The 18,291-nt window shown below is 54.8% G+C and carries 21 protein-coding genes; 5 read left to right on the top strand and 16 right to left on the bottom strand.

All coding sequences use genetic code 11. The annotated features are described in order from the left end of the window. Window positions 1–42 precede the first annotated feature (42 nt). The 11 genes from HYQ67_RS17560 to fdhD form a co-directional block, all read right to left on the bottom strand. A complete protein-coding gene (locus HYQ67_RS17560) occupies window positions 43–735 on the bottom strand; it encodes a hypothetical protein (RefSeq protein WP_202305605.1) in 693 nt (230 codons plus the stop codon). 230 nt (window positions 736–965) lie between these two features. After that, complete coding sequence (locus HYQ67_RS17555; protein WP_202305604.1) at window positions 966–1,832, bottom strand: aldo/keto reductase family oxidoreductase; 867 nt, start codon at window positions 1,830–1,832, stop codon at window positions 966–968. Between the two features lie 111 nt (window positions 1,833–1,943). Next, window positions 1,944–2,909, bottom strand: a complete 966-nt coding sequence (locus HYQ67_RS17550; protein WP_202305603.1) for a chemotaxis protein — start codon at window positions 2,907–2,909, stop codon at window positions 1,944–1,946. 160 nt (window positions 2,910–3,069) lie between these two features. Continuing rightward, the gene (locus HYQ67_RS17545; RefSeq protein WP_202305602.1) at window positions 3,070–3,627 is read right to left on the bottom strand and encodes a P-loop nucleotide/nucleoside kinase family protein; all 558 of its coding nucleotides are present in this window, start codon (window positions 3,625–3,627) and stop codon (window positions 3,070–3,072) included. Beyond that, the gene (locus tag HYQ67_RS17540; RefSeq protein WP_202305601.1) at window positions 3,624–4,061 is read right to left on the bottom strand and encodes a PTS sugar transporter subunit IIA; all 438 of its coding nucleotides are present in this window, start codon (window positions 4,059–4,061) and stop codon (window positions 3,624–3,626) included. The genes HYQ67_RS17545 and HYQ67_RS17540 overlap by 4 nt, the downstream gene beginning before the upstream one ends. A gap of 9 nt (window positions 4,062–4,070) precedes the next feature. Further along, on the bottom strand, window positions 4,071–4,340 hold the full coding sequence (locus HYQ67_RS17535; protein WP_202305600.1) for a hypothetical protein: 270 nt from the start codon (window positions 4,338–4,340) through the stop codon (window positions 4,071–4,073). A gap of 69 nt (window positions 4,341–4,409) precedes the next feature. Then, window positions 4,410–5,252, bottom strand: a complete 843-nt coding sequence (locus HYQ67_RS17530; protein WP_202305599.1) for a class II fructose-bisphosphate aldolase — start codon at window positions 5,250–5,252, stop codon at window positions 4,410–4,412. Beyond that, window positions 5,239–6,606, bottom strand: coding sequence for a PTS sugar transporter subunit IIC (locus HYQ67_RS17525; RefSeq protein WP_202305598.1), 1,368 nt, complete (start codon window positions 6,604–6,606; stop codon window positions 5,239–5,241). Before HYQ67_RS17525 ends, HYQ67_RS17530 begins: the two co-directional genes overlap by 14 nt. Then, a complete protein-coding gene (locus tag HYQ67_RS17520; RefSeq protein ID WP_202305597.1) occupies window positions 6,599–6,913 on the bottom strand; it encodes a PTS sugar transporter subunit IIB in 315 nt (104 codons plus the stop codon). The genes HYQ67_RS17525 and HYQ67_RS17520 overlap by 8 nt, the downstream gene beginning before the upstream one ends. Window positions 6,914–6,924: 11 nt before the next feature. Continuing rightward, entirely contained in the window at window positions 6,925–7,905 is a 981-nt protein-coding gene (locus HYQ67_RS17515; RefSeq protein WP_202305596.1) for a 6-phosphofructokinase, read from the bottom strand. A gap of 388 nt (window positions 7,906–8,293) precedes the next feature. Further along, complete coding sequence (gene fdhD, locus HYQ67_RS17510) at window positions 8,294–9,118, bottom strand: formate dehydrogenase accessory sulfurtransferase FdhD (RefSeq protein WP_202305595.1); 825 nt, start codon at window positions 9,116–9,118, stop codon at window positions 8,294–8,296. Between the two features lie 172 nt (window positions 9,119–9,290). On the opposite strand from fdhD, the gene fdnG reads away from it, so the two are divergent. The 5 genes from fdnG (at window position 9,291) to HYQ67_RS17485 (ending at window position 15,838) form a co-directional block, all read left to right on the top strand. Next, window positions 9,291–12,341 (top strand): formate dehydrogenase-N subunit alpha, encoded by a 3,051-nt coding sequence (gene fdnG, locus HYQ67_RS17505; protein WP_202305594.1) that lies wholly within the window; start codon window positions 9,291–9,293, stop codon window positions 12,339–12,341. A 12-nt stretch (window positions 12,342–12,353) separates the two neighbouring features. Beyond that, a complete protein-coding gene (gene fdxH / locus HYQ67_RS17500) occupies window positions 12,354–13,259 on the top strand; it encodes a formate dehydrogenase subunit beta (protein WP_202305593.1) in 906 nt (301 codons plus the stop codon). Continuing rightward, window positions 13,256–13,891 (top strand): formate dehydrogenase cytochrome b556 subunit, encoded by a 636-nt coding sequence (fdoI, locus tag HYQ67_RS17495; protein ID WP_202305592.1) that lies wholly within the window; start codon window positions 13,256–13,258, stop codon window positions 13,889–13,891. Before fdxH ends, fdoI begins: the two co-directional genes overlap by 4 nt. Further along, complete coding sequence (fdhE, locus tag HYQ67_RS17490; protein WP_202305591.1) at window positions 13,888–14,817, top strand: formate dehydrogenase accessory protein FdhE; 930 nt, start codon at window positions 13,888–13,890, stop codon at window positions 14,815–14,817. Before fdoI ends, fdhE begins: the two co-directional genes overlap by 4 nt. 100 nt (window positions 14,818–14,917) lie before the next feature. Continuing rightward, window positions 14,918–15,838: an alpha/beta hydrolase gene (locus HYQ67_RS17485; protein ID WP_202305590.1), complete on the top strand. Its 921-nt coding sequence runs from the start codon at window positions 14,918–14,920 to the stop codon at window positions 15,836–15,838. A gap of 106 nt (window positions 15,839–15,944) precedes the next feature. Here the strand turns inward: HYQ67_RS17485 and HYQ67_RS17480 are convergent, their stop codons facing one another. From HYQ67_RS17480 to HYQ67_RS17460, 5 genes are all read right to left on the bottom strand, one after another. Beyond that, entirely contained in the window at window positions 15,945–16,277 is a 333-nt protein-coding gene (locus HYQ67_RS17480; protein WP_237391306.1) for a type II toxin-antitoxin system PemK/MazF family toxin, read from the bottom strand. Beyond that, a complete protein-coding gene (locus tag HYQ67_RS17475) occupies window positions 16,278–16,625 on the bottom strand; it encodes an AbrB/MazE/SpoVT family DNA-binding domain-containing protein (protein ID WP_202305588.1) in 348 nt (115 codons plus the stop codon). It lies immediately after the preceding gene. A 138-nt stretch (window positions 16,626–16,763) separates the two neighbouring features. After that, entirely contained in the window at window positions 16,764–16,985 is a 222-nt protein-coding gene (locus HYQ67_RS17470; RefSeq protein WP_202305686.1) for a YgdI/YgdR family lipoprotein, read from the bottom strand. A 305-nt stretch (window positions 16,986–17,290) separates the two neighbouring features. Further along, on the bottom strand, window positions 17,291–17,581 hold the full coding sequence (locus HYQ67_RS17465) for a hypothetical protein (RefSeq protein WP_237391305.1): 291 nt from the start codon (window positions 17,579–17,581) through the stop codon (window positions 17,291–17,293). Between the two features lies 1 nt (window position 17,582). Next, window positions 17,583–18,143, bottom strand: a complete 561-nt coding sequence (locus HYQ67_RS17460; RefSeq protein ID WP_202305584.1) for a peptidoglycan-binding domain-containing protein — start codon at window positions 18,141–18,143, stop codon at window positions 17,583–17,585. Window positions 18,144–18,291 lie beyond the last annotated feature (148 nt).

The following is an 18,291-nucleotide window of genomic DNA, read 5'->3' as shown; positions in this document are numbered from 1 at the left end:
TGAATACTCTATTAAAAAATCTTTTTATAAGATTCATCATGGCTATCGAATCATCCTGGTAATGATGTCTGCAACACCGCTATCCGATACCCACTGCGCTTGAATCGCACCCGCTCGTTCAAATAATGGTTCGATCAAGAAGTACATCATTTCCAGCTCTTGGGCGTATAATGCAGCGTAGTAAGCTGGGAAAGTAAAGTGAAGGCGATTGGCGCTATCTGCTGCTTTCTGAACAATGCCATAAAAACCAACAGCCATTACACCTTTGAAAACCCTTCGCCCTATGAGAGCACTTATCTCCATGCTCAAATTTAATCCCATATAGACAGCGCTGGCGACCGCCATAGCAAAACCAGCATTAGTCAGGGAGCTAGCGGCTATGTGGACATTCACGGCCATAAGCAATTGCTTAATGTATTCCAACTGAGTTGATGTTTTATGCTTTAGCAATTCCTCAAAGTAGATCTTGAGCATGTCATAGACAATATCTTCCTGACCGATGAGCCGATAAACAGCATCCCTGAATCGGATATCCTCCGTCTTCTGCTGCTGGCAGACATCCTGGTATTCATCCGTAAAGCAGGAGGTGTAATACAGGGCGCGTTTTGCACCCGATCCTATAATATCAATTTGATTTGCTACCGCTTTTCCTACGCCTGTTAAAGCGTGGTCGAGCTTCAGGGCGAGGATATTATTAGCCTGTAAATAGCTTATAACGTCGTTTTTATAATACATAGCTGCTCCCTGCTATTTATTAACTTCCGACAAATGTAAGCGATTTATGCTGGTGGGTAAATAACCTATTTAAAATACGTATTACGGTTATTAATAATATGTTCCCGTAATAAAACTATGGTGGCGCACCCCACAACTCGAATTAGTTGTAGGCCGGATAAGCCCTGGCGCCATCCGGCAAATAAGGTGTAAGCGGTGGAAAGCGCTGCCGCTTACCCATCTTATTTTTCCTATCCAGCAATGCCTTCGAGCTTCGCCATCACGTCCGCAGAGAGTTTCATTTCCGCGACGGCCAGGTTTTCATGCAGGTGGGCAACCGACGAGGTGCCGGGGATCAGCAGAATGTTAGGGGAACGCTGCAGCAGCCAGGCCAGCGCCAGCTGCATTGGGGTGATGTTAAGCTCTTTGGCTACGTCCGACAGAATCGACGATTGCAAAGGTGAGAAGCCGCCCAGCGGGAAGTACGGCACGTAGGCGATGCCGTCTTTTGCAAGGTCATCAATCAGCGCGTCATCGTTACGGTTCGCCAGGTTATAGAGGTTCTGCACGCAGACGATTGGGCAAATTTTGCGGCCTTCGGCAATCTGCGTTGGCGTCACGTGGCTCAGGCCGATGTGGCGCACCAGGCCCTGCTGCTGCAGTTTTGCCAGCGCTTCCAGCGGTTCCGCAATTGAACCTTCCGCCGGTTTGTGCGGGTCGAACATCGCGCGCAGGTTCACTACGTCGATTTGCTCAAGGCCAAGGTTACGCAGGTTGTCATGCACCGCGCTGGTCAGCTCTTCGGCAGAGAAAGCGGGCAGCCAGTCGCCTTTGTCGCTGCGGCGCGCGCCAATTTTGGTCACGATAACCAGGTTGTCCGGGTAAGGTGCCAGCGCTTCGCGGATCAGCTTGTTGGTGACGTGCGGGCCGTAAAAATCGCTGGTATCAATGTGGTTCACGCCCGCCTCAACGGCCGCTCTTAATACCGCCAGCGCTCCGTCATGATCGCGCGCAGGGCCAAACACGCCGGGGCCTGCAAGCTGCATTGCGCCGTAGCCGAGACGGTGAACTTTGCGATCGCCAAGCGTGAACGAACCTGATTTTTCGATGGAAGCCATGTTGTCTCTCTTATGGGTAGGGATGATTAACAATGGACTCGCGGCGGGAAAAAATCTATGGGGGGAGTAATGAGGGTGGGTAACATTTTGTTTCCCCACCCTTTACAATGACTACTTCGCCGCATCCTCCAGCGCTGAGGCAATCACACCTGAAAGCTCATTGGCATCAAACTTTGCCACGTAACCGTTGGCGCCGACATTGCGGACATGATCTTCATTGGCGCTGCCGGAGAGAGACGAGTGGATGATCACCGGGATGCTTTTTAAACTTGAGTCGGTTTTGATGTTGCGCGTCAGGGTAAAGCCGTCCATTTCCGGCATTTCGATGTCGGTCAACACCAGACCGATTCTGTCGGTAATCGGCACGCCATCCGCATTCGCCTGGGCTGCGATCTCTTTAATCTTCTCCCAGGCCGCAAGGCCGGTAACGTGCATGATCGCGGGAATGCCCATGCCTTTCAGACCCTGCTCCAGCATTTCACGGGCAACCTTTGAATCTTCCGCCACAATAGCCACCGCGCCGGGCTTCAGGGTGTAGCTTTTATCCTGTATACGGGTGACATCAACGTTACGCCCTGATGGCAGAATGTCATAAAGGATCTGCTCAACATCCAGCACCAGCGCCAGCTCGCCCTGGTGATCCTCATGGTCCAGCGAAGCGATGCTGGTGATATTGCGGCTGTTAACGCCTGCCTCAGCCGCGTGAACCTGGCTCCAGTCCAGACGGACAATATTCTCCACGGACTCCACCGCAAAGGCCTGGACGCTACGGGCGTATTCCGTGATCAGCAGCAGGTTCAACCCCGTTTCCGGCACGCAGCCAGTGACCGCTGGCAGATCGATAACCGGGATAATCTGGTCACGGATATTCGCCATCCCCAGCAGCGGCGGCTCCATACCCGCAGCGCGATTGACCTTGGTCATCGGCACGATTTCGCGCAGCTTAAAGACGTTGATACCATACAGCTCAGAGTGTTCTGCATGTTCACCTTTTCCCAGACGAAACAGCAGCAGTTCAAATTTGTTGGATAACGAAAGGTTGGCCCTTTCGTCTATATCTTTTTGAAAACTATCCATTTTTACCTCAAACAATCGCCCGACGGAGGGGGCATTACAATGCGTTTCAACGTCCTGGTTAAGTTATCGGCAGAAAGGAAAAAAGGTGGAGCGATATTGGCTTATTGATACAGATTAGCGGGCGCTGCGGCCCTCCGCGCAGATGAGAGGGCCGTTTTGCTTAGTTCTCCAGCTCCTTTCCCAGCCAGGCAACCAGCGCCGCGCTGTCTATCGGCTTCTCCTGATCCAGGGTACAGACTGGCCCCAGCGCCATAGGCCGTGCGCTGTCGGCCAGCCGCAGCAGCTCCGGCAAATACTCTTCACCGGGGTGGCCGTTACGCCTGACGTCCAGCCTTTGCGCATAGCGCGCCGCCGCAAGATTACCGGGAATGCTGTTCCAGACTTCCAGCACGCGGGTAATACCCGCCTGCTCAAGATAGCGGACGAGCGACGCCTTCGGCTGGAAGCCAAACCAGGCGTCAATCAGAAATACGCACTGCCGGGGGCTGTCCGCCACTATCGACCAGATAACCTCGTAGGCCGCGCAGCCCAGCCGCCGATTGAACGGCCTGTCGATCTCATCAAACTGCGCCATAAACGGCTCTTTGATCCCGTCGATGGTCAAAACCGGCAAAGCAAAGTGTTCTGACAGCAGACGCGCGACGGTGCTTTTCCCGGATGCGGGAACGCCGTTCACAAGTACCACCGTTTTGCCCTGTGTTCGCGTAGTCTGGCTCATAATATTGCGATCGCCTCCTCTTTGTTCTTTGCCTGACGCAGCTTCGTCATCACGTCGTCATCGCCCAGCAGGTTCACAATGGCGCGAATGCCTTCCTCTATATGGCCGTTACTGTCCCTGGCGGCAAACATGATGACGATATCGGCCCTGTCGCTGTCGGCAAAGGCGATCGGCTCCGCCAGCAGCAGCAGGCTGAAGCAGTTCTTCAGCACCCCGCACTCCGGCCTGGCATGGGGCATGGCGACCCCTTCCTCAAAGACGTAATAGGCACCGTGCTCCAGCGTATTAGCGATTACCGCCTGGTGATAGGACGGCAAAATATAGCCGTTCTCAACCAGCGGCCGGGCCGCCATTTCAATAACTTTTTGCCAGTCCTTTTCACGTACGCCGACCTGGATTGCCTGCGCCTCGATCAATAACTCCTTAATAGCCATAGTGGCTCCTTAAATAGTTCTGCGAATGATATTGCGCAGCTCGTCTATTTTGACAAATAAAGGATCAATATGCTGACGGTGCGTTTTACTCTTCGCAAAGACCTGTAACGCCTGGTTATAGCGCAGCATTAATGTTTTTTGCGCTTCGCTATTCAGGGGATCCGCCGATAATATATTTTCCAGAGCCGTTAATTCGGCCGCAAGCTGCGCCGCCTGAATATCATATTTTTCCGTATCTGTATTATCCGGCTTAAACAGTCTTTTTAATGATTCAAACATAGCTATCTCCCGCCCCGATGATTGCCGGGCAACCAGGGTTACAGTGAAGAGTAAAGATTAACGCGGTCGTTATTTAAATAATGCAATCTTTTCGATTAATACCGCAGCCACCGCGTCGTTAGCCGGAATTAAAAATTTGCGCACGCTGTCGTTCACTTTGCCTTTGCCGAACGTCTGCTGGCAGTGGCCGACCCACTGAACGTTCATCTCTGTGCCAACGTTCACTTTGTCGATTCCCCCCGCCACGGCGCGGCGCATGTCCTCATCGCTGACGCCCGTCCCGCCGTGCAGTACCAGCGGGGTTCTGGTGACTTCGCTGATGTCCGCCAGGCGCTGATGCTGGATTTTGGCCTTGCCGGTGTACAGGCCGTGCACGGTGCCCACGGAGACCGCCAGCATATCGACCTTCGTTTCATCAACAAAGTGCCGGGCATCTTCCGTGGTGGTAAAACAAATATCTTCCGCCGCCACTGCCTTACCGTCTTCCGAACCGCCAATTGCGCCTAATTCTGCTTCAACAGACACATTGCGCGGGCGGGCAATTTCGATAACTTTTCGCGTATTAGCGATATTCTCTGCCATCTCCAGATGCGAGCCGTCATACATCACCGAGCTGAACCCGGCGTCGATGGCCGTTTTAATGGATTCAATATCCGAACAGTGATCCAGATGCAGGCAGGTCGGAATATCCTGGCTTTCCGCTAAAGAACAAACTGAATCGACCAGCAAACGATAGCCTAAATATTCCGCCGTGCCGGTTGAGATCTGAATCATTAATGGGCTGTTCGTCGCCTTTGCCGCTTTAAAAAAGGCGGGCAGCATTTCCAGACAATGTAAATTGAAGGAACCAACCGCTTTAAAACCGCGTGCTTTTGCCACCTGCAATAAATCAGGGAAGTTATACAGACTCATGTGCTTTTTCCTCTTGAGGTTTGGTTGATTTGCCATTCACGAACCAGGCGATGAGCGCCACGAACAGAATAAACAGGCCGACAAACGTCCAGTTATTCTGGAAGACGTGCCCCAGAATCAGGCCGCTGCTGATCACGTCGGAGTCGCTGAAGGTCACACCGGTAAAGCCGTAGCTTTCCAGCATCGGCACCAGAATTGCCGGCAGGAAGGTGATGAACAGGCCGTGCACCACGCCGCCGATCACCGCGCCGCGCCTGCCGCCCATCGCGTTACCGAAGATGCCAGCCGTGCCGCCCGCAAAGAAGTTGGTTAACAGACCAGGCAGGATCATCGCCAGGCCAAACATCGGGAAGACAATCATGCCGATGATGGAGCCCGCCGTGGTGGCCAGGAAGCCGACGATGACCGCATTCGGGGCATACGGGAACAGGACCGGGCAGTCCAGCGCAGGTTTTGCGTCGGGTACAATGCGCATCGCAATGCCGCGAAACGCGGGAACCAGTTCGTTAAGCAGCAGGCGCACGCCGCTGTAGAGCACGAACACCCCGGCAACAAACTGAATCGACTGCATAAATGCGAACATCAGGTAGTTCACGCCGTTGGAATACTGGCTGATGTACTCCGGCCCGGCCGCCAGCGCGGGAATGAGATACATCGGGATCATCACCACGGCCATAGAAAGGTAGGTGTCCTGCAGGAATTTGAAGTTATCCGGCAGCACCAGGTCTTCGGTGGATTTCGACCCTTTGCCCACCACCTTCGCCACCGCCGCCTGCACCAGGTAGCCAATGGTGCAGAAGTGGCCGAGGGCAACGTCGTCAGAGCCCGTGATACGGCGAACCACAGGTTGAGCAAGCGCGGGCATCAGCACCGCCATAATCCCGCCGAAAATCCCGCCGGTCAGGATCAGCGGTGCCCCTGTCAGCCCCGATTTGTAGCCGATAACCGCGCCGATGGTTGCCATCCACAGCAGCGCCTGGCCGGTAAGAAAGATGTATTTAAACGGCGTGATACGGGCAATGATGATGTTGACGATGAAAATCACCATCAGCGTGAGCGCCACTTCGGAACCCAGTTCGCGGTTTGCCAGCCCCGCAATTGCCGCCACGTCGGTGATGTAGCCCTTCATGCCGAAGCCGTGGGTGAAGATATCGTTCAGGAAGGTCAGGGTATCAACGATAATATTGATGCCCGCCATCATGATTAAAAAGCCGAGCAGCGTTTTAAACGTGCCTTCCGCCACTTTGCCCTTCGATTTCTTCTGCAGCAAAAGACCGAGCATGGCGATAAAGGCGATCAGAATCGATGCCTGTCCCAGCAGGTCCTTAACAATAAAGTTAATGATGCTATTCATTTTCGAGTACCTTTACATTGCGTTCTTTTAAAAAGGCGACAATTTTCCGCTCGATTTCGTCTTTGTCCGTTAAGCGGTGCAGCACGATAACGCGTTTAATTTCCTCTTCGCTGGCGTCCGCCGTTAAAATATCGGCGAAGGTTTTTTGCGTGAGAATAATATCGGATTTAAAGGCCCCCGCTTCGGAGACGGTGGTGTGTTCAATCTCGGCAGGAATTTCTAATTTTTTAAGCACCGCCTTCGCCGTCATTTCAATGGCGAAACTGGAACCTAAACCGCAGCCACATACGCATAGAATTTTAAGCATTGATTCACTCCTCAAATAATATCGAGTTGCCTGGCTAATTTATAATGATGCCCTTCGGTGTCGACGAGGCGCTTTTGCATACTGATTAAATCAATTGGGATCGGTTTATTACTCGAATTAATAATGACTGCTTTATTTCTCATGCCTGACCGGATACAGCGCACGACTTCTCCGGCCATAATAGTGCCCTGATAAATCTCTTCGCAGGTCGGGTCACCGTTACGCAGGCTGTAGCCGATTATCGACTTACGGATGCGCACGCCGATTTTCGGTTCAAGCTGCTTAATCATGGTATCAATCGCCCCCTGAAAGCCGGGGGAGTACTCTTTGGTGTAGCCTTCAGAGCAGAGGATCACGACGCTGTTTTGCGATTCAAGCCTGGCGGTAATTTTCCCGGCCAGCTCGCTCAGCGTCTGCTGGCATTCAGGGATCAGCGCGAAATCAGCGTTGCTTTTAATCGCCGACTGCAGCGTCAGCTCGCCGCAGAAGCCGCCCAGAAGCTCGACCATAAATACACGTCCCGGCAGCGCCCGCCCGGTATTACGCAGCTTGGCGACCTCTTTAATAATCTGTTCGCAGGCGGTAGAAAAACCAATCGTGTAATCGCTGCCGTAAACGTCATTATCGATGGTCATGCCGACGCCAAAGCAGTTCACGCCGTACTCGCTAAGGTGATGCAGAAACTGTAGCGAGCCGTCGCCGCCCGCCATAATAAGCACATCAATATGCAGGGCTTTAAGCTGCTTCGCGATGGTTTCATATTCCGGGGCCGTCAATTTACGGCTGGTTCTTCCCGAAGACATAATCGGAATGGCGGCAATGGAAAAGTCCACTAAATCACGCGGGGAAATAGCCTGATGTTTATTTTGCAACAGGCCGGGAATACCCCCATTGAATAAAATGATTTCTGCCTGGGCTAATCTGGAGATCTGGAATACAAAGTTATTTATTCCTGTTACATCCCCGCCGCTAATTACCATGCCGATTCTCATGACCCTTACCCCGTTTAATTTCCCTGCAATCATTTTTCCTTTTAAACAAGCCCTCGATTTGCAATGAATGTCACAAAAATGCGATTCATCTGGCGGCCATGAATATTGACAGAGGGTTTTAAAGGTCATTTATTGTGATGAATATCACATTGTAAAAAACAGCGGGCCGCCGCTAATATCGTGAAAAAATATTATATTTCAATGAGGTGAGCAGATTTCAGAAGGGGATTTTATGAACGGCAAAATTCAGGGGATAACGGATAAAAAGCAGATATCAAAAATGTGACTATCCACGCATTTTTATGCGGGAAATCGGAGAAGGAAAAACCGGAATCGGGTTTCTTAAAGCATCCAGCCAGCATCTGAAAGATGCTGGCGATTCTCAACGTTAGCGCAGCCGCTCAGGGTGCGTATAAACCGTCGCGCGGCCAGGCTTGCTGAAGCCCACCAGCGTCAGGTTGCAGCGTTGGGCCACTTCGACGGCGAGCGTGGTGGCGGCTGAAACCGCGAAGAGGATCTCGACTCCGCACTGGGCGGATTTTTGTACCATCTCGTAGCTTGCACGACTGGAGACTAACGCCGCGCCGCTGCGCCAGTTCTGGCGGGCGCGGGTGCCGAGCAGCTTATCCAGCGCCACGTGGCGGCCAATATCTTCTTTGCCATCCAGAATTTCACCCTGCTCGTTGAGCCACAGCGCCACGTGCGTGCAGCCCGTCAGCTCGCCGATGGGCTGGTAGTCGCGCATTTTGCCCAGCGCCGCGTCCAGCAGGTTCAGACTGAACGTCTGGGTAAAGGGCAGTGGGGTAATCGGGCGGCCTATGTCATTAAGCTGTTCTACGCCGCAGACGCCGCAGCCCGTGCGGCCGGCAAGGGATCGGCGACGCTCTTTCAGGCCCATAAAGCGGCGGCTGGAGAGTTCGATTTGTACTTCGATGCCGCTGCAGCCCGGCACGGTGTCGATGCCAAAAATTTCCGAAGGGGATTCAATAATGCCCTCGGAGAGGGAGAAGCCCAGCGCAAACTGCTCCAGGTCTTTCGGCGAGGCCATCATTACCACGTGAGAAATGCCGTTGTAGACCAGCGCGACGGGCACCTCCTCGGCAATCCAGTCGCTTTTGGCAACCTCGAGCGAGCCCCGCGTCCACAGATCCACCGCGCTTAATCCTGCGATTTCTGTCACATTTTTTTCGTGATTTACGTCAGTTTTATTCACTTTCTATTAACCGGATGAGAACAGCCTTAATACCAATGTGGTATTCTGGACATACTACCCCTTCAGGAAGAAGGGTAATAACCAGTTTAGCGGTTCCGATTGTGAACCTTTGCGGCTTACACCGCAAAAATAAACCTATAAGTCATGTGAAAAATGTCGAAAAGGAGTATCCATGCAGGTCAGCAGAAGGCAGTTCTTTAAGATCTGTGCTGGCGGTATGGCAGGCACCACGGCAGCGGCGCTGGGCTTTGCCCCGGGCGTTGCGCTTGCGGAAACCCGGCAGTACAAGCTGCTGCGCACCCGCGAAACCCGTAATACCTGCACATACTGTTCCGTTGGTTGTGGGCTATTAATGTACAGCCTGGGCGACGGGGCAAAAAATGCCAAAGCATCCATCTTCCATATTGAAGGCGACCCGGACCACCCGGTCAACCGCGGTGCGCTCTGCCCGAAAGGCGCAGGCCTGGTGGATTTCATCCACAGCGAAAGCCGCCTCAAGTTCCCGTCTTACCGCGCACCCGGCTCGGATAAGTGGCAGCAAATCAGCTGGGAAACGGCCTTCGACCGTATCGCGAAGCTGATGAAAGAAGACCGCGACGCCAACTTTATCGAGCAGAACGACCAGGGCGCCACCGTCAATCGCTGGCTCTCTACCGGCATGCTGTGCGCATCCGCCTCCAGTAACGAAACCGGCTATTTAACCCAAAAATTTTCCCGCGCCCTCGGCATGCTTGCCGTGGATAACCAGGCGCGCGTCTGACACGGACCAACGGTAGCAAGTCTTGCTCCAACATTTGGTCGCGGTGCGATGACCAACCACTGGGTTGATATTAAAAACGCCGATCTCGTGATTGTGATGGGTGGCAACGCCGCAGAAGCGCACCCGGTCGGGTTCCGCTGGGCGATGGAAGCCAAAATTCACAACGGCGCGAAGCTGCTCGTTATCGATCCGCGCTTCACGCGAACCGCTTCGGTGGCGGATTTCTATACCCCGATTCGCTCCGGTACCGACATTGCCTTCCTGTCCGGCGTGCTGCTGTACCTGATCGCCAATAATAAATTCAACCGCGAGTACGTTGAGGCCTACACCAACGCCAACCTGATTGTGCGTGAGGATTACAGCTTCGACGACGGCCTGTTCTCCGGCTACGACGCGGAAAACCGCAAATACGACAAAACCAGCTGGAACTACGAGCTGGATGAGAAAGGCTTCGCTAAGCGCGACCTGACGCTCAGCCATCCCCGCTGCGTGTGGAACCTGCTCAAAGAGCACGTCTCCCGCTATACGCCGGACGTGGTGTCGAACATCTGCGGCACGCCGAAAGACGACTTCATCAAGGTGTGCGAATACATTGCCGCCACCAGCGTGAAGAACAAAACGGCATCGTTCCTCTATGCGCTGGGCTGGACGCAGCACTCCGTGGGCGCGCAGAATATCCGCACCATGGCGATGATCCAGCTGCTGCTCGGCAACATGGGCATGGCGGGCGGCGGCGTGAACGCCCTGCGCGGCCACTCCAACATTCAGGGCCTGACCGACCTGGGCCTGCTGTCACAGAGCCTGCCGGGCTACATGACGCTGCCGAACGAAAAGCAGCCCGACCTGCAGACCTACCTTGCCGCCAACACGCCGAAACCGCTGCTGGAAGGCCAGGTGAACTACTGGGGCAACTACCCGAAATTCTTCGTCTCGATGATGAAGGCCTTCTTCGGCGACAGGGCCACGGCGGAAAACAGCTGGGGCTACGACTGGCTGCCGAAGTGGGACAAGGGCTACGACGTGCTGCAGTACTTCGAGATGATGAACCAGGGCAAGGTCAACGGCTATCTGTGCCAGGGCTTTAACCCGGTGGCGTCCTTCCCGAACAAAAACAAGGTGATTGCGTCCCTGTCGAAGCTGAAGTTCCTCGTCACCATCGACCCGCTGAACACCGAAACCTCCAACTTCTGGCAGAACCACGGCGAGATGAACGACGTCGATCCGTCGAAAATCCAGACCGAAGTGTTCCGCCTGCCGTCTACCTGCTTCGCCGAAGAGAACGGCTCCATCGTCAACTCCGGCCGCTGGCTGCAGTGGCACTGGAAGGGCGCGGACGCGCCGGGGGAAGCGCTGAACGACGGCGAAATCCTCGCGGGGATCTTCACCCGCCTGCGCCACATGTACCTGCGCGACGGCGGCAAGCTGCCGGAGCCGGTCGTCAACATGAGCTGGAACTACCTGACGCCGGACAACCCGGCACCGGAAGAAGTGGCCATGGAGAGCAACGGCAAGGCGCTGCAGGATGTTGTCGACCCGGCAACGGGCGCGGTGCTGGTGAAAAAAGGCCAGCAGCTCAGCTCGTTCGCCCAGCTGCGCGACGACGGCACAACGTCCAGCGGCTGCTGGATTTTCGCCGGGAGCTGGACGCCGGAGGGAAACCAGATGGCGCGCCGCGACAACGCCGATCCGTCCGGCCTGGGCAACACCCTGGCGTGGGCCTGGGCGTGGCCGCTCAATCGCCGCATTCTTTATAACCGCGCATCCGCAGATCCGCAGGGCAAATCCTGGGATGAAAAACGCCGCCTGATCTCCTGGGACGGCGCGAAGTGGGGCGGCGCGGACATTGCCGACTACAGCACCGCCGCGCCGGGCACGGACGTCGGGCCGTTTATCATGCAGCCGGAGGGCTTAGGCCGCCTGTTTGCCATCGACAAAATGGCGGAAGGGCCGTTCCCCGAGCACTACGAGCCGTTTGAAACGCCGCTGGGCACCAACCCGCTGCACCCGAACGTCGTCTCTAACCCGGCCGCCCGCGTGTTCAAGGGCGACCTGGAAACGATGGGCAAGCATGATAAGTTCCCGTACGTCGGCACCACCTATCGCCTGACGGAGCACTTCCACTACTGGACCAAGCACGCGCTGCTGAACGCCATCGCGCAGCCGGAGCAGTTTATCGAGATTGGCGAGAAGCTCGCGAACAAGCTCGGGATTGTTCAGGGCGATACGGTGAAGGTCTCCTCCAACCGCGGCTATATCAAGGCCAAAGCGGTGGTGACCAAGCGTATCCGCACGCTGGATGTGAACGGACAGAAGGTGGACACCATCGGCATCCCAATTCACTGGGGTTACGAAGGCGTGGCGAAAAAAGGCTTCCTCGCCAACACGCTGACGCCGTTTGTCGGTGATGCCAACACGCAAACGCCAGAGTTTAAGGCGTTCCTGGTCAACGTGGAAAAGGTGTAACGGAGACGAACTATGGCTTATCAATCTCAGGACATTATCCGTCGTTCCGCCACCAACGGCTTCACGCCCGCGCCCCAGGCGCGGGATCACCAGCAGGAGGTGGCGAAGCTCATCGACGTCACCACCTGCATCGGCTGCAAGGCCTGCCAGGTGGCGTGTTCGGAGTGGAACGACATCCGCGATGAGGTGGGGCACAACGTCGGGGTTTATGACAACCCGGCGGATCTGACCGCTAAATCCTGGACCGTAATGCGCTTCTCGGAAGTGGAGCAAAACGACAAGCTGGAGTGGCTTATCCGCAAGGACGGCTGCATGCACTGCGCGGACCCCGGCTGCCTGAAGGCGTGCCCGTCGGAAGGGGCGATCATCCAGTATGCCAACGGCATCGTCGACTTCCAGTCTGAGCAGTGCATCGGCTGCGGCTACTGCATTGCGGGCTGCCCGTTCGACGTGCCGCGCCTGAACCCGGAGGACAACCGCGTCTACAAATGCACCCTGTGCGTGGACCGCGTTGTCGTCGGCCAGGAGCCTGCGTGCGTGAAAACCTGCCCGACCGGCGCGATTCATTTCGGTTCGAAAGACGACATGAAAGTGCTGGCCGGCGAGCGGGTCGCGGAGCTGAAAACCCGTGGCTACGACAACGCCGGGCTGTACGATCCGGCAGGGGTTGGCGGCACCCACGTGATGTACGTGCTGCATCATGCGGACAAGCCGACGCTCTACCACGGCCTGCCGGAGGATCCGTCCATCAGCCCAACGGTGAAATTCTGGAAAGGCGTCTGGAAGCCGCTGGCCGCCATCGGCTTTGCGGCGACCTTTGCCGCCAGCGTGTTCCACTATGTGGGGGTCGGCCCGAACCGTGCCGAAATCGATGATGACAACCTGCATCATGACGATGACGAGGTGCGCAAGCCATGAAAAAACAAGTGACTATCCAGCGCTACAGCGCCCCTGAGCGTATTAACCACTGGGTCACCGCCTTCTGCTTCGTGCTGGCGGCGGTGAGCGGGCTGGGGTTCTTCTTCCCCTCCTTCAACTGGCTGATGCATATTCTGGGCACGCCGCAGCTGGCGCGCATCCTGCACCCGTTCGTGGGCGTGGTGATGTTTGCCTCGTTTATCATCATGTTTTTCCGCTACTGGCACCACAATCTAATCAATCGGGATGATATCTTTTGGGCGAAGAATATTCGTAAGATCGTCGTCAACGAGGAGGTGGGCGACACCGGGCGGTATAACTTCGGCCAGAAATGCGTGTTCTGGGCGGCGATTATCCTGCTGGTGCTGCTGCTGGCGAGCGGCGTGGTTATCTGGCGTCCTTACTTCGCGCCCGCTTTCTCCATCCCGGTGATTCGCGCCGCCCTGATGGTGCATTCATTTGCCGCAGTAGCGTTAATTGTGGTTATTATGGTGCACATCTACGCCGCACTTTGGGTGAAAGGCACGATTACCGCGATGGTCGAAGGCTGGGTCACCACGACCTGGGCCAGAAAACACCATCCGAAATGGTACCGTGAAGTTCGCGAGAAACAGGAAAAACGATCGGAATGAGTATTCGCATAGTCCCGCAAGATCAGCTGGATAAGAGCGAGAAACGTACGGCGGAAGTGATTCCGCCGTTATTGTTCCCCAGGCTGAAAAATCTCTACAACCGCCGCGCAGAACGCCTGCGCGAGCTGGCGACCAATAATCCGCTGGGTGATTTCCTGCGCTTTGCCGCGCTTATCGCCCACGCGCAGGAAGTGGTGCTGTACGACCACCCGCTGCAGATGGATTTAACCGCGCTGATCCAAAAATCAGCCGAGACGGGCAAGCCGCCGCTGGATATTCACGTCCTGCCGCGCGACCCGCACTGGCAGCTGCTGCTGAATTCGTTAATCGCCGAGCTGAAGCCGGAGATGGACGGCCAGGCGCTGGCGGTGATCGAAAATCTGGAGAAGGCTTCGTCGCAGGAGCTGGAAGAGATGGCGACGTCGCTGTTCAACGCCGACTTTGCGCAGGTTTCCAGCGATAAAGCCCCGTTCATCTGGGCCGCGCTGTCGCTCTACTGGGCGCAGATGGCAACCCTCATCCCCGGCAAAGCGAAAGCGGAATACGGCGAACAGCGCCAGTTTTGCCCGGTTTGCGGCTCCATGCCGGTGTCGAGCGTGGTGCAGATCGGCACCACCAGCGGCCTGCGCTACCTGCACTGCAACCTGTGCGAAACCGAGTGGCACGTGGTGCGCGTAAAATGCAGCAACTGCGAGCAGACCCGCGATTTGAACTACTGGTCGCTGGACAGCGAACAGTCGGCCATCAAAGCGGAAAGCTGCGGCGACTGCGGCACCTACCTGAAGCTGCTGTATCAGGAAAAAGATGCCAAAGTGGAGGCCGTGGCGGACGACCTGGCCTCGCTGGTGCTGGACGCGCGCATGGAGCAGGAAGGCTTCGCCCGCAGCAGCATCAACCCTTTCCTGTTCCCAGGGGAAGGCGAGTAAGTTCGTGGGCGGATGAGCGTCGTGCCATCCGCCAGATCGGGTTTAAAACGGTGGATGACGCCTGCGTTTATCCACCCTACCCGCCAGTCAGGATCGCCTTATGTCTTTAGAACCCGCCATCGAGGCGCTGGTTGATGAGTTTATCGCCGCCGGTCGCCCCTCTTCACGCCAGCAAACTATCGCCGAACGCCGCGCCGGGTATCTCGCCAGCACGGCCTTAGCCGGTGAAACGGAAACCCGCGTAGACGTTAAAGACATCAGGCTTGATGGCATGACGCTACGCGTATTCTCCCCGCTTAACGCGTCCGGCGAGCTTCCCGCCGTCGTCTACTACCACGGCGGATGCTTCGTCAGCGGCAGCTTTGCCACCCATGACAACCAGCTGCGCCAGCTTTGCTATTACAGCGGCTGCCGGGTGATTGCCGTGCAGTATCGCCTGGCGCCGGAGCACAGGTATCCGGCAGCGCATGATGACGCCGAGCGTGCGGCGAATGCCGTCTGGAACAATGCAGCGCTTCTGGAAGTGAACCGCGAAGGCATTTCGCTTGTGGGCGACAGCGCCGGGGGCCATATCGCCCTGGTCACCGCGCTGCGGCTGAAGGGTACCGGGAAGTGGCAGCCCGCGCGGCTGGTGCTGATATACCCGATGCTGGACGCCACGGCGGAGTCCGTCAGCTATCAGGAAAATGGCTACGACTACATCATCACCCGCGATACGCTGCTTTCGGGCTACGAAGCCTATATGGCGGATCTCGAACCAATGGATGCGGAAGCCAGCCCGCTGTACCGCGAAGATTTCCGCGGCCTGCCGCCGGTGCATATTATTACGGCCGAGTACGATCCGCTGCGCAACGAAGGCGAAGTGCTGCATGAATGCCTGATGGAGCACGGCGTGGAATCCACCTGTCAGCGCTATCTCGGCGTGATCCACGGTTTCTTCCAGCTCGGTGGGATCAGCCCGGCGGCGCGAAGCGCGATGCAGGATATTGCGTGGCGGGTGAAGCACCAGATGAAGGGCTGAAAAGCGATAGCGTCATTCAGCAGTGGCGTACGTTTTGCCGGATGACGCTGCGCCTATCCGGCCTACGAAAGCAGAGTGTCATTAGTCAGAGAGCTACCTCAGTCTTTTAATCAAAAAAAACCTTCACCTTTGATAAAGCTTCTTCCGTTACGCTTTCCGGGGCTCTTTCAATAAAACGAATCCGGCGAGCACGAAAATCTATCGATTTAACATGGTGGCAGATTACCACCCCTTTGGTCTTTTCCGCATCCAGATGTACTTCGAGGGCATTGCCCCGAACGCGAGAAGTCACGGGAGCAACCACGGTAAGGCCTGTAAGACGACTAAACTGCACGGGAGTTAACACCAGAGCCGGGCGTGTTTTCGCCTGCTCGTGTCCCGCGGAGGGATCGAAATCCAGCCAGACGATATCACCCCTGTCAGGGAGATAGATGCTCATCTATTCCCGCTCCTTTCCAACAGGCTTAGCGTTCAGCCACTCGCGATCTTCATCATCAAGCTCAAAACTCCCTTCCGGTGATTGAGCCAGAAGCTGCTCCAGCGTATATACCGGTTTTGCAGCGCGCAGCAAGATCCCACCCTCTACGGCTTCAATCTCTACTTTATCGCCCAGTTTCATACCAGCCCGATCCAAAACCGCTACGGGTATGATTGCCCCGGCAGAATTGCCCCATTTTCGGATGAGAGTTTTCATTGCGGACGCCTCGATTAAACAATGTTTAAACTCATCGTAACATGCGCCACCTACTGAGCAATGTTTAACCGCCTGCAGTTTATGAATTTCCATGAGAAGTGCCTCCATGCATAAGCAATATCGGCACTATAGCTGGTCAAAAGCGAATCGCCATTCACATTTCGACTGGCGATTTTGGTCATGCGAGACGTATTCCAGAACAGGAATTTTGAGGACAGAAAGTCAGGATAATCAGTCTTTCTTAATCATCTGCGAGATTTGGTCGTTGTTGATCTGGCGCTCGATGCCCTGCTGGTCGGTGTAGCGGGTCAGACCGGTGTCTTTATCCACTTCCGGCTTGCCGTGGGTAACAATCATTTCGCCCGTTTTGGTGGACATCACGTAGTCGCTGGAACAGGCGGTAACGGACAGCGCAACGCCGGCCAGCAGCGCGATGGAAAGCAGTTTTTTCATGGTCATAAATCCCCTTTAAAAGATGGCGGGATTATACGCTTTCAGAGCGCGACAGTTTGTTAATGTGTGTTGCGAGGGGTATACGGCAGGCGAAGAAAAGGAGAGGTTGCTCCTCTCCTTAGATTGCTGACAAAGAAGGAAAAAGCGTGGTTTTTCCTTCTTTGTGGTAAGCAGGCGAAAATCAATGAATTGATTTTCCTTGTTATTTATTCGGTGAGATCTTTGCGAAACGCATTCGCTTTAGGTTTGTCATCAGTCTGAGGAGAGGCTACTCCTCTCCGTGTACCAGAAAAACGGCCAGCAAACTAAAATTTATAATCCGCGAGTATTTTTTCTATCTCCTGGTTTCCTTCGTACTTTTCTTTCAATTCGCTTTGCTGACGCCTGGCGATGCCGCAATTTTTGTCGAGCGCCTCTTTTATATCGAGCTGCCGGGTTTTGGGTAAGTTATTGTCCCATTCCCCTGAAAAATGCTCACAGGCATCAGCATTATCGATAAAGCCTTGCACATCACTGGGTAATGCTACCCCACTGCCAGCAAAAACATTCAAAGTAATAAAAAACCAGAGCAGACAGAATAAGCTGCGCTTATTCATCCTAACGCCCATCTACTGACCAATGTGGCGCATCCAGCCCACCATCGTGACATTTCATGACGCCGTAGCTTTTTCCGACCTGAGCAAGCTCGATATTCATGGCATTACGCGGGAAGGAAACAATCTCTACATATTCGCCTGCTTTATTTTTTATCCTAAGATTATTAACCCAACTAATATCAATATCTATCGCATGGCCTTCCGTATAGCGGCTGTGAAGCACAGGTGCAACGGGGAGACCCTGCATCCCATAAGCATTGACCATCGCAACAGCACTCTGCCGGCTTTTTTCCGGTGTTTCGTGCACCCACTGAATATCTACACCCTTTTTGGCGGGCACCTGAGCTGGGTCTATTTTGCCTTTTGCAATCATCCAGGCCCAATGCATCAGCCAGGCTCTTTCTGGTGGATGAAGCGTAGCGGAAATACTCACCCTCGCACCGGCAGCTTTCAGTGCGGTAATAAAATTATTGACTGCGGTATCAAATGGAAATTTCAGATCAAGTAAAGAATCACTATCTGGAAAAGCCCGGCACCAGGCTGGCCCACTTAAAATAGACATTACACACTCCTTGTAAAATGAGCCTCCATTAACCAATATTTTGCCACCTGAAATAAAGACAATTATATATTTTCAGAATTCTGCACAATAAAGCATTTAATATCAGGATGGATGACGTTCACGCACTTCCAACCAGACGTGCAGGAAG

It is taken from the genome of Dryocola clanedunensis subsp. sulfonylureivorans, from assembly GCF_016756775.1.
GTDB classification, from domain to species: domain Bacteria; phylum Pseudomonadota; class Gammaproteobacteria; order Enterobacterales; family Enterobacteriaceae; genus Dryocola; species Dryocola clanedunensis.
The sequence above is the reverse complement of the archived record's forward strand: the minus strand, read 5'-3'. Positions and strand labels throughout refer to the sequence as shown.

Bases quoted from the DNA above. Each gene is read 5' to 3' on its own strand.
- HYQ67_RS17560 (WP_202305605.1), bottom strand. From the start codon at position 735: ATGTATTATAAAAACGACGTTATAAGCTATTTACAGGCTAATAATATC.
- HYQ67_RS17555 (WP_202305604.1), bottom strand. From the start codon at position 1,832: ATGGCTTCCATCGAAAAATCAGGTTCGTTCACGCTTGGCGATCGCAAA.
- HYQ67_RS17550 (WP_202305603.1), bottom strand. From the start codon at position 2,909: ATGGATAGTTTTCAAAAAGATATAGACGAAAGGGCCAACCTTTCGTTA.
- HYQ67_RS17545 (WP_202305602.1), bottom strand. From the start codon at position 3,627: ATGAGCCAGACTACGCGAACACAGGGCAAAACGGTGGTACTTGTGAAC.
- HYQ67_RS17540 (WP_202305601.1), bottom strand. From the start codon at position 4,061: ATGGCTATTAAGGAGTTATTGATCGAGGCGCAGGCAATCCAGGTCGGC.
- HYQ67_RS17535 (WP_202305600.1), bottom strand. From the start codon at position 4,340: ATGTTTGAATCATTAAAAAGACTGTTTAAGCCGGATAATACAGATACG.
- HYQ67_RS17530 (WP_202305599.1), bottom strand. From the start codon at position 5,252: ATGAGTCTGTATAACTTCCCTGATTTATTGCAGGTGGCAAAAGCACGC.
- HYQ67_RS17525 (WP_202305598.1), bottom strand. From the start codon at position 6,606: ATGAATAGCATCATTAACTTTATTGTTAAGGACCTGCTGGGACAGGCA.
- HYQ67_RS17520 (WP_202305597.1), bottom strand. From the start codon at position 6,913: ATGCTTAAAATTCTATGCGTATGTGGCTGCGGTTTAGGTTCCAGTTTC.
- HYQ67_RS17515 (WP_202305596.1), bottom strand. From the start codon at position 7,905: ATGAGAATCGGCATGGTAATTAGCGGCGGGGATGTAACAGGAATAAAT.
- fdxH (WP_202305593.1), top strand. From the start codon at position 12,354: ATGGCTTATCAATCTCAGGACATTATCCGTCGTTCCGCCACCAACGGC.
- fdoI (WP_202305592.1), top strand. From the start codon at position 13,256: ATGAAAAAACAAGTGACTATCCAGCGCTACAGCGCCCCTGAGCGTATT.
- fdhE (WP_202305591.1), top strand. From the start codon at position 13,888: ATGAGTATTCGCATAGTCCCGCAAGATCAGCTGGATAAGAGCGAGAAA.
- HYQ67_RS17485 (WP_202305590.1), top strand. From the start codon at position 14,918: ATGTCTTTAGAACCCGCCATCGAGGCGCTGGTTGATGAGTTTATCGCC.
- HYQ67_RS17480 (WP_237391306.1), bottom strand. From the start codon at position 16,277: ATGAGCATCTATCTCCCTGACAGGGGTGATATCGTCTGGCTGGATTTC.
- HYQ67_RS17475 (WP_202305588.1), bottom strand. From the start codon at position 16,625: ATGGAAATTCATAAACTGCAGGCGGTTAAACATTGCTCAGTAGGTGGC.
- HYQ67_RS17470 (WP_202305686.1), bottom strand. From the start codon at position 16,985: ATGAAAAAACTGCTTTCCATCGCGCTGCTGGCCGGCGTTGCGCTGTCC.
- HYQ67_RS17465 (WP_237391305.1), bottom strand. From the start codon at position 17,581: ATGAATAAGCGCAGCTTATTCTGTCTGCTCTGGTTTTTTATTACTTTG.
- HYQ67_RS17460 (WP_202305584.1), bottom strand. From the start codon at position 18,143: ATGTCTATTTTAAGTGGGCCAGCCTGGTGCCGGGCTTTTCCAGATAGT.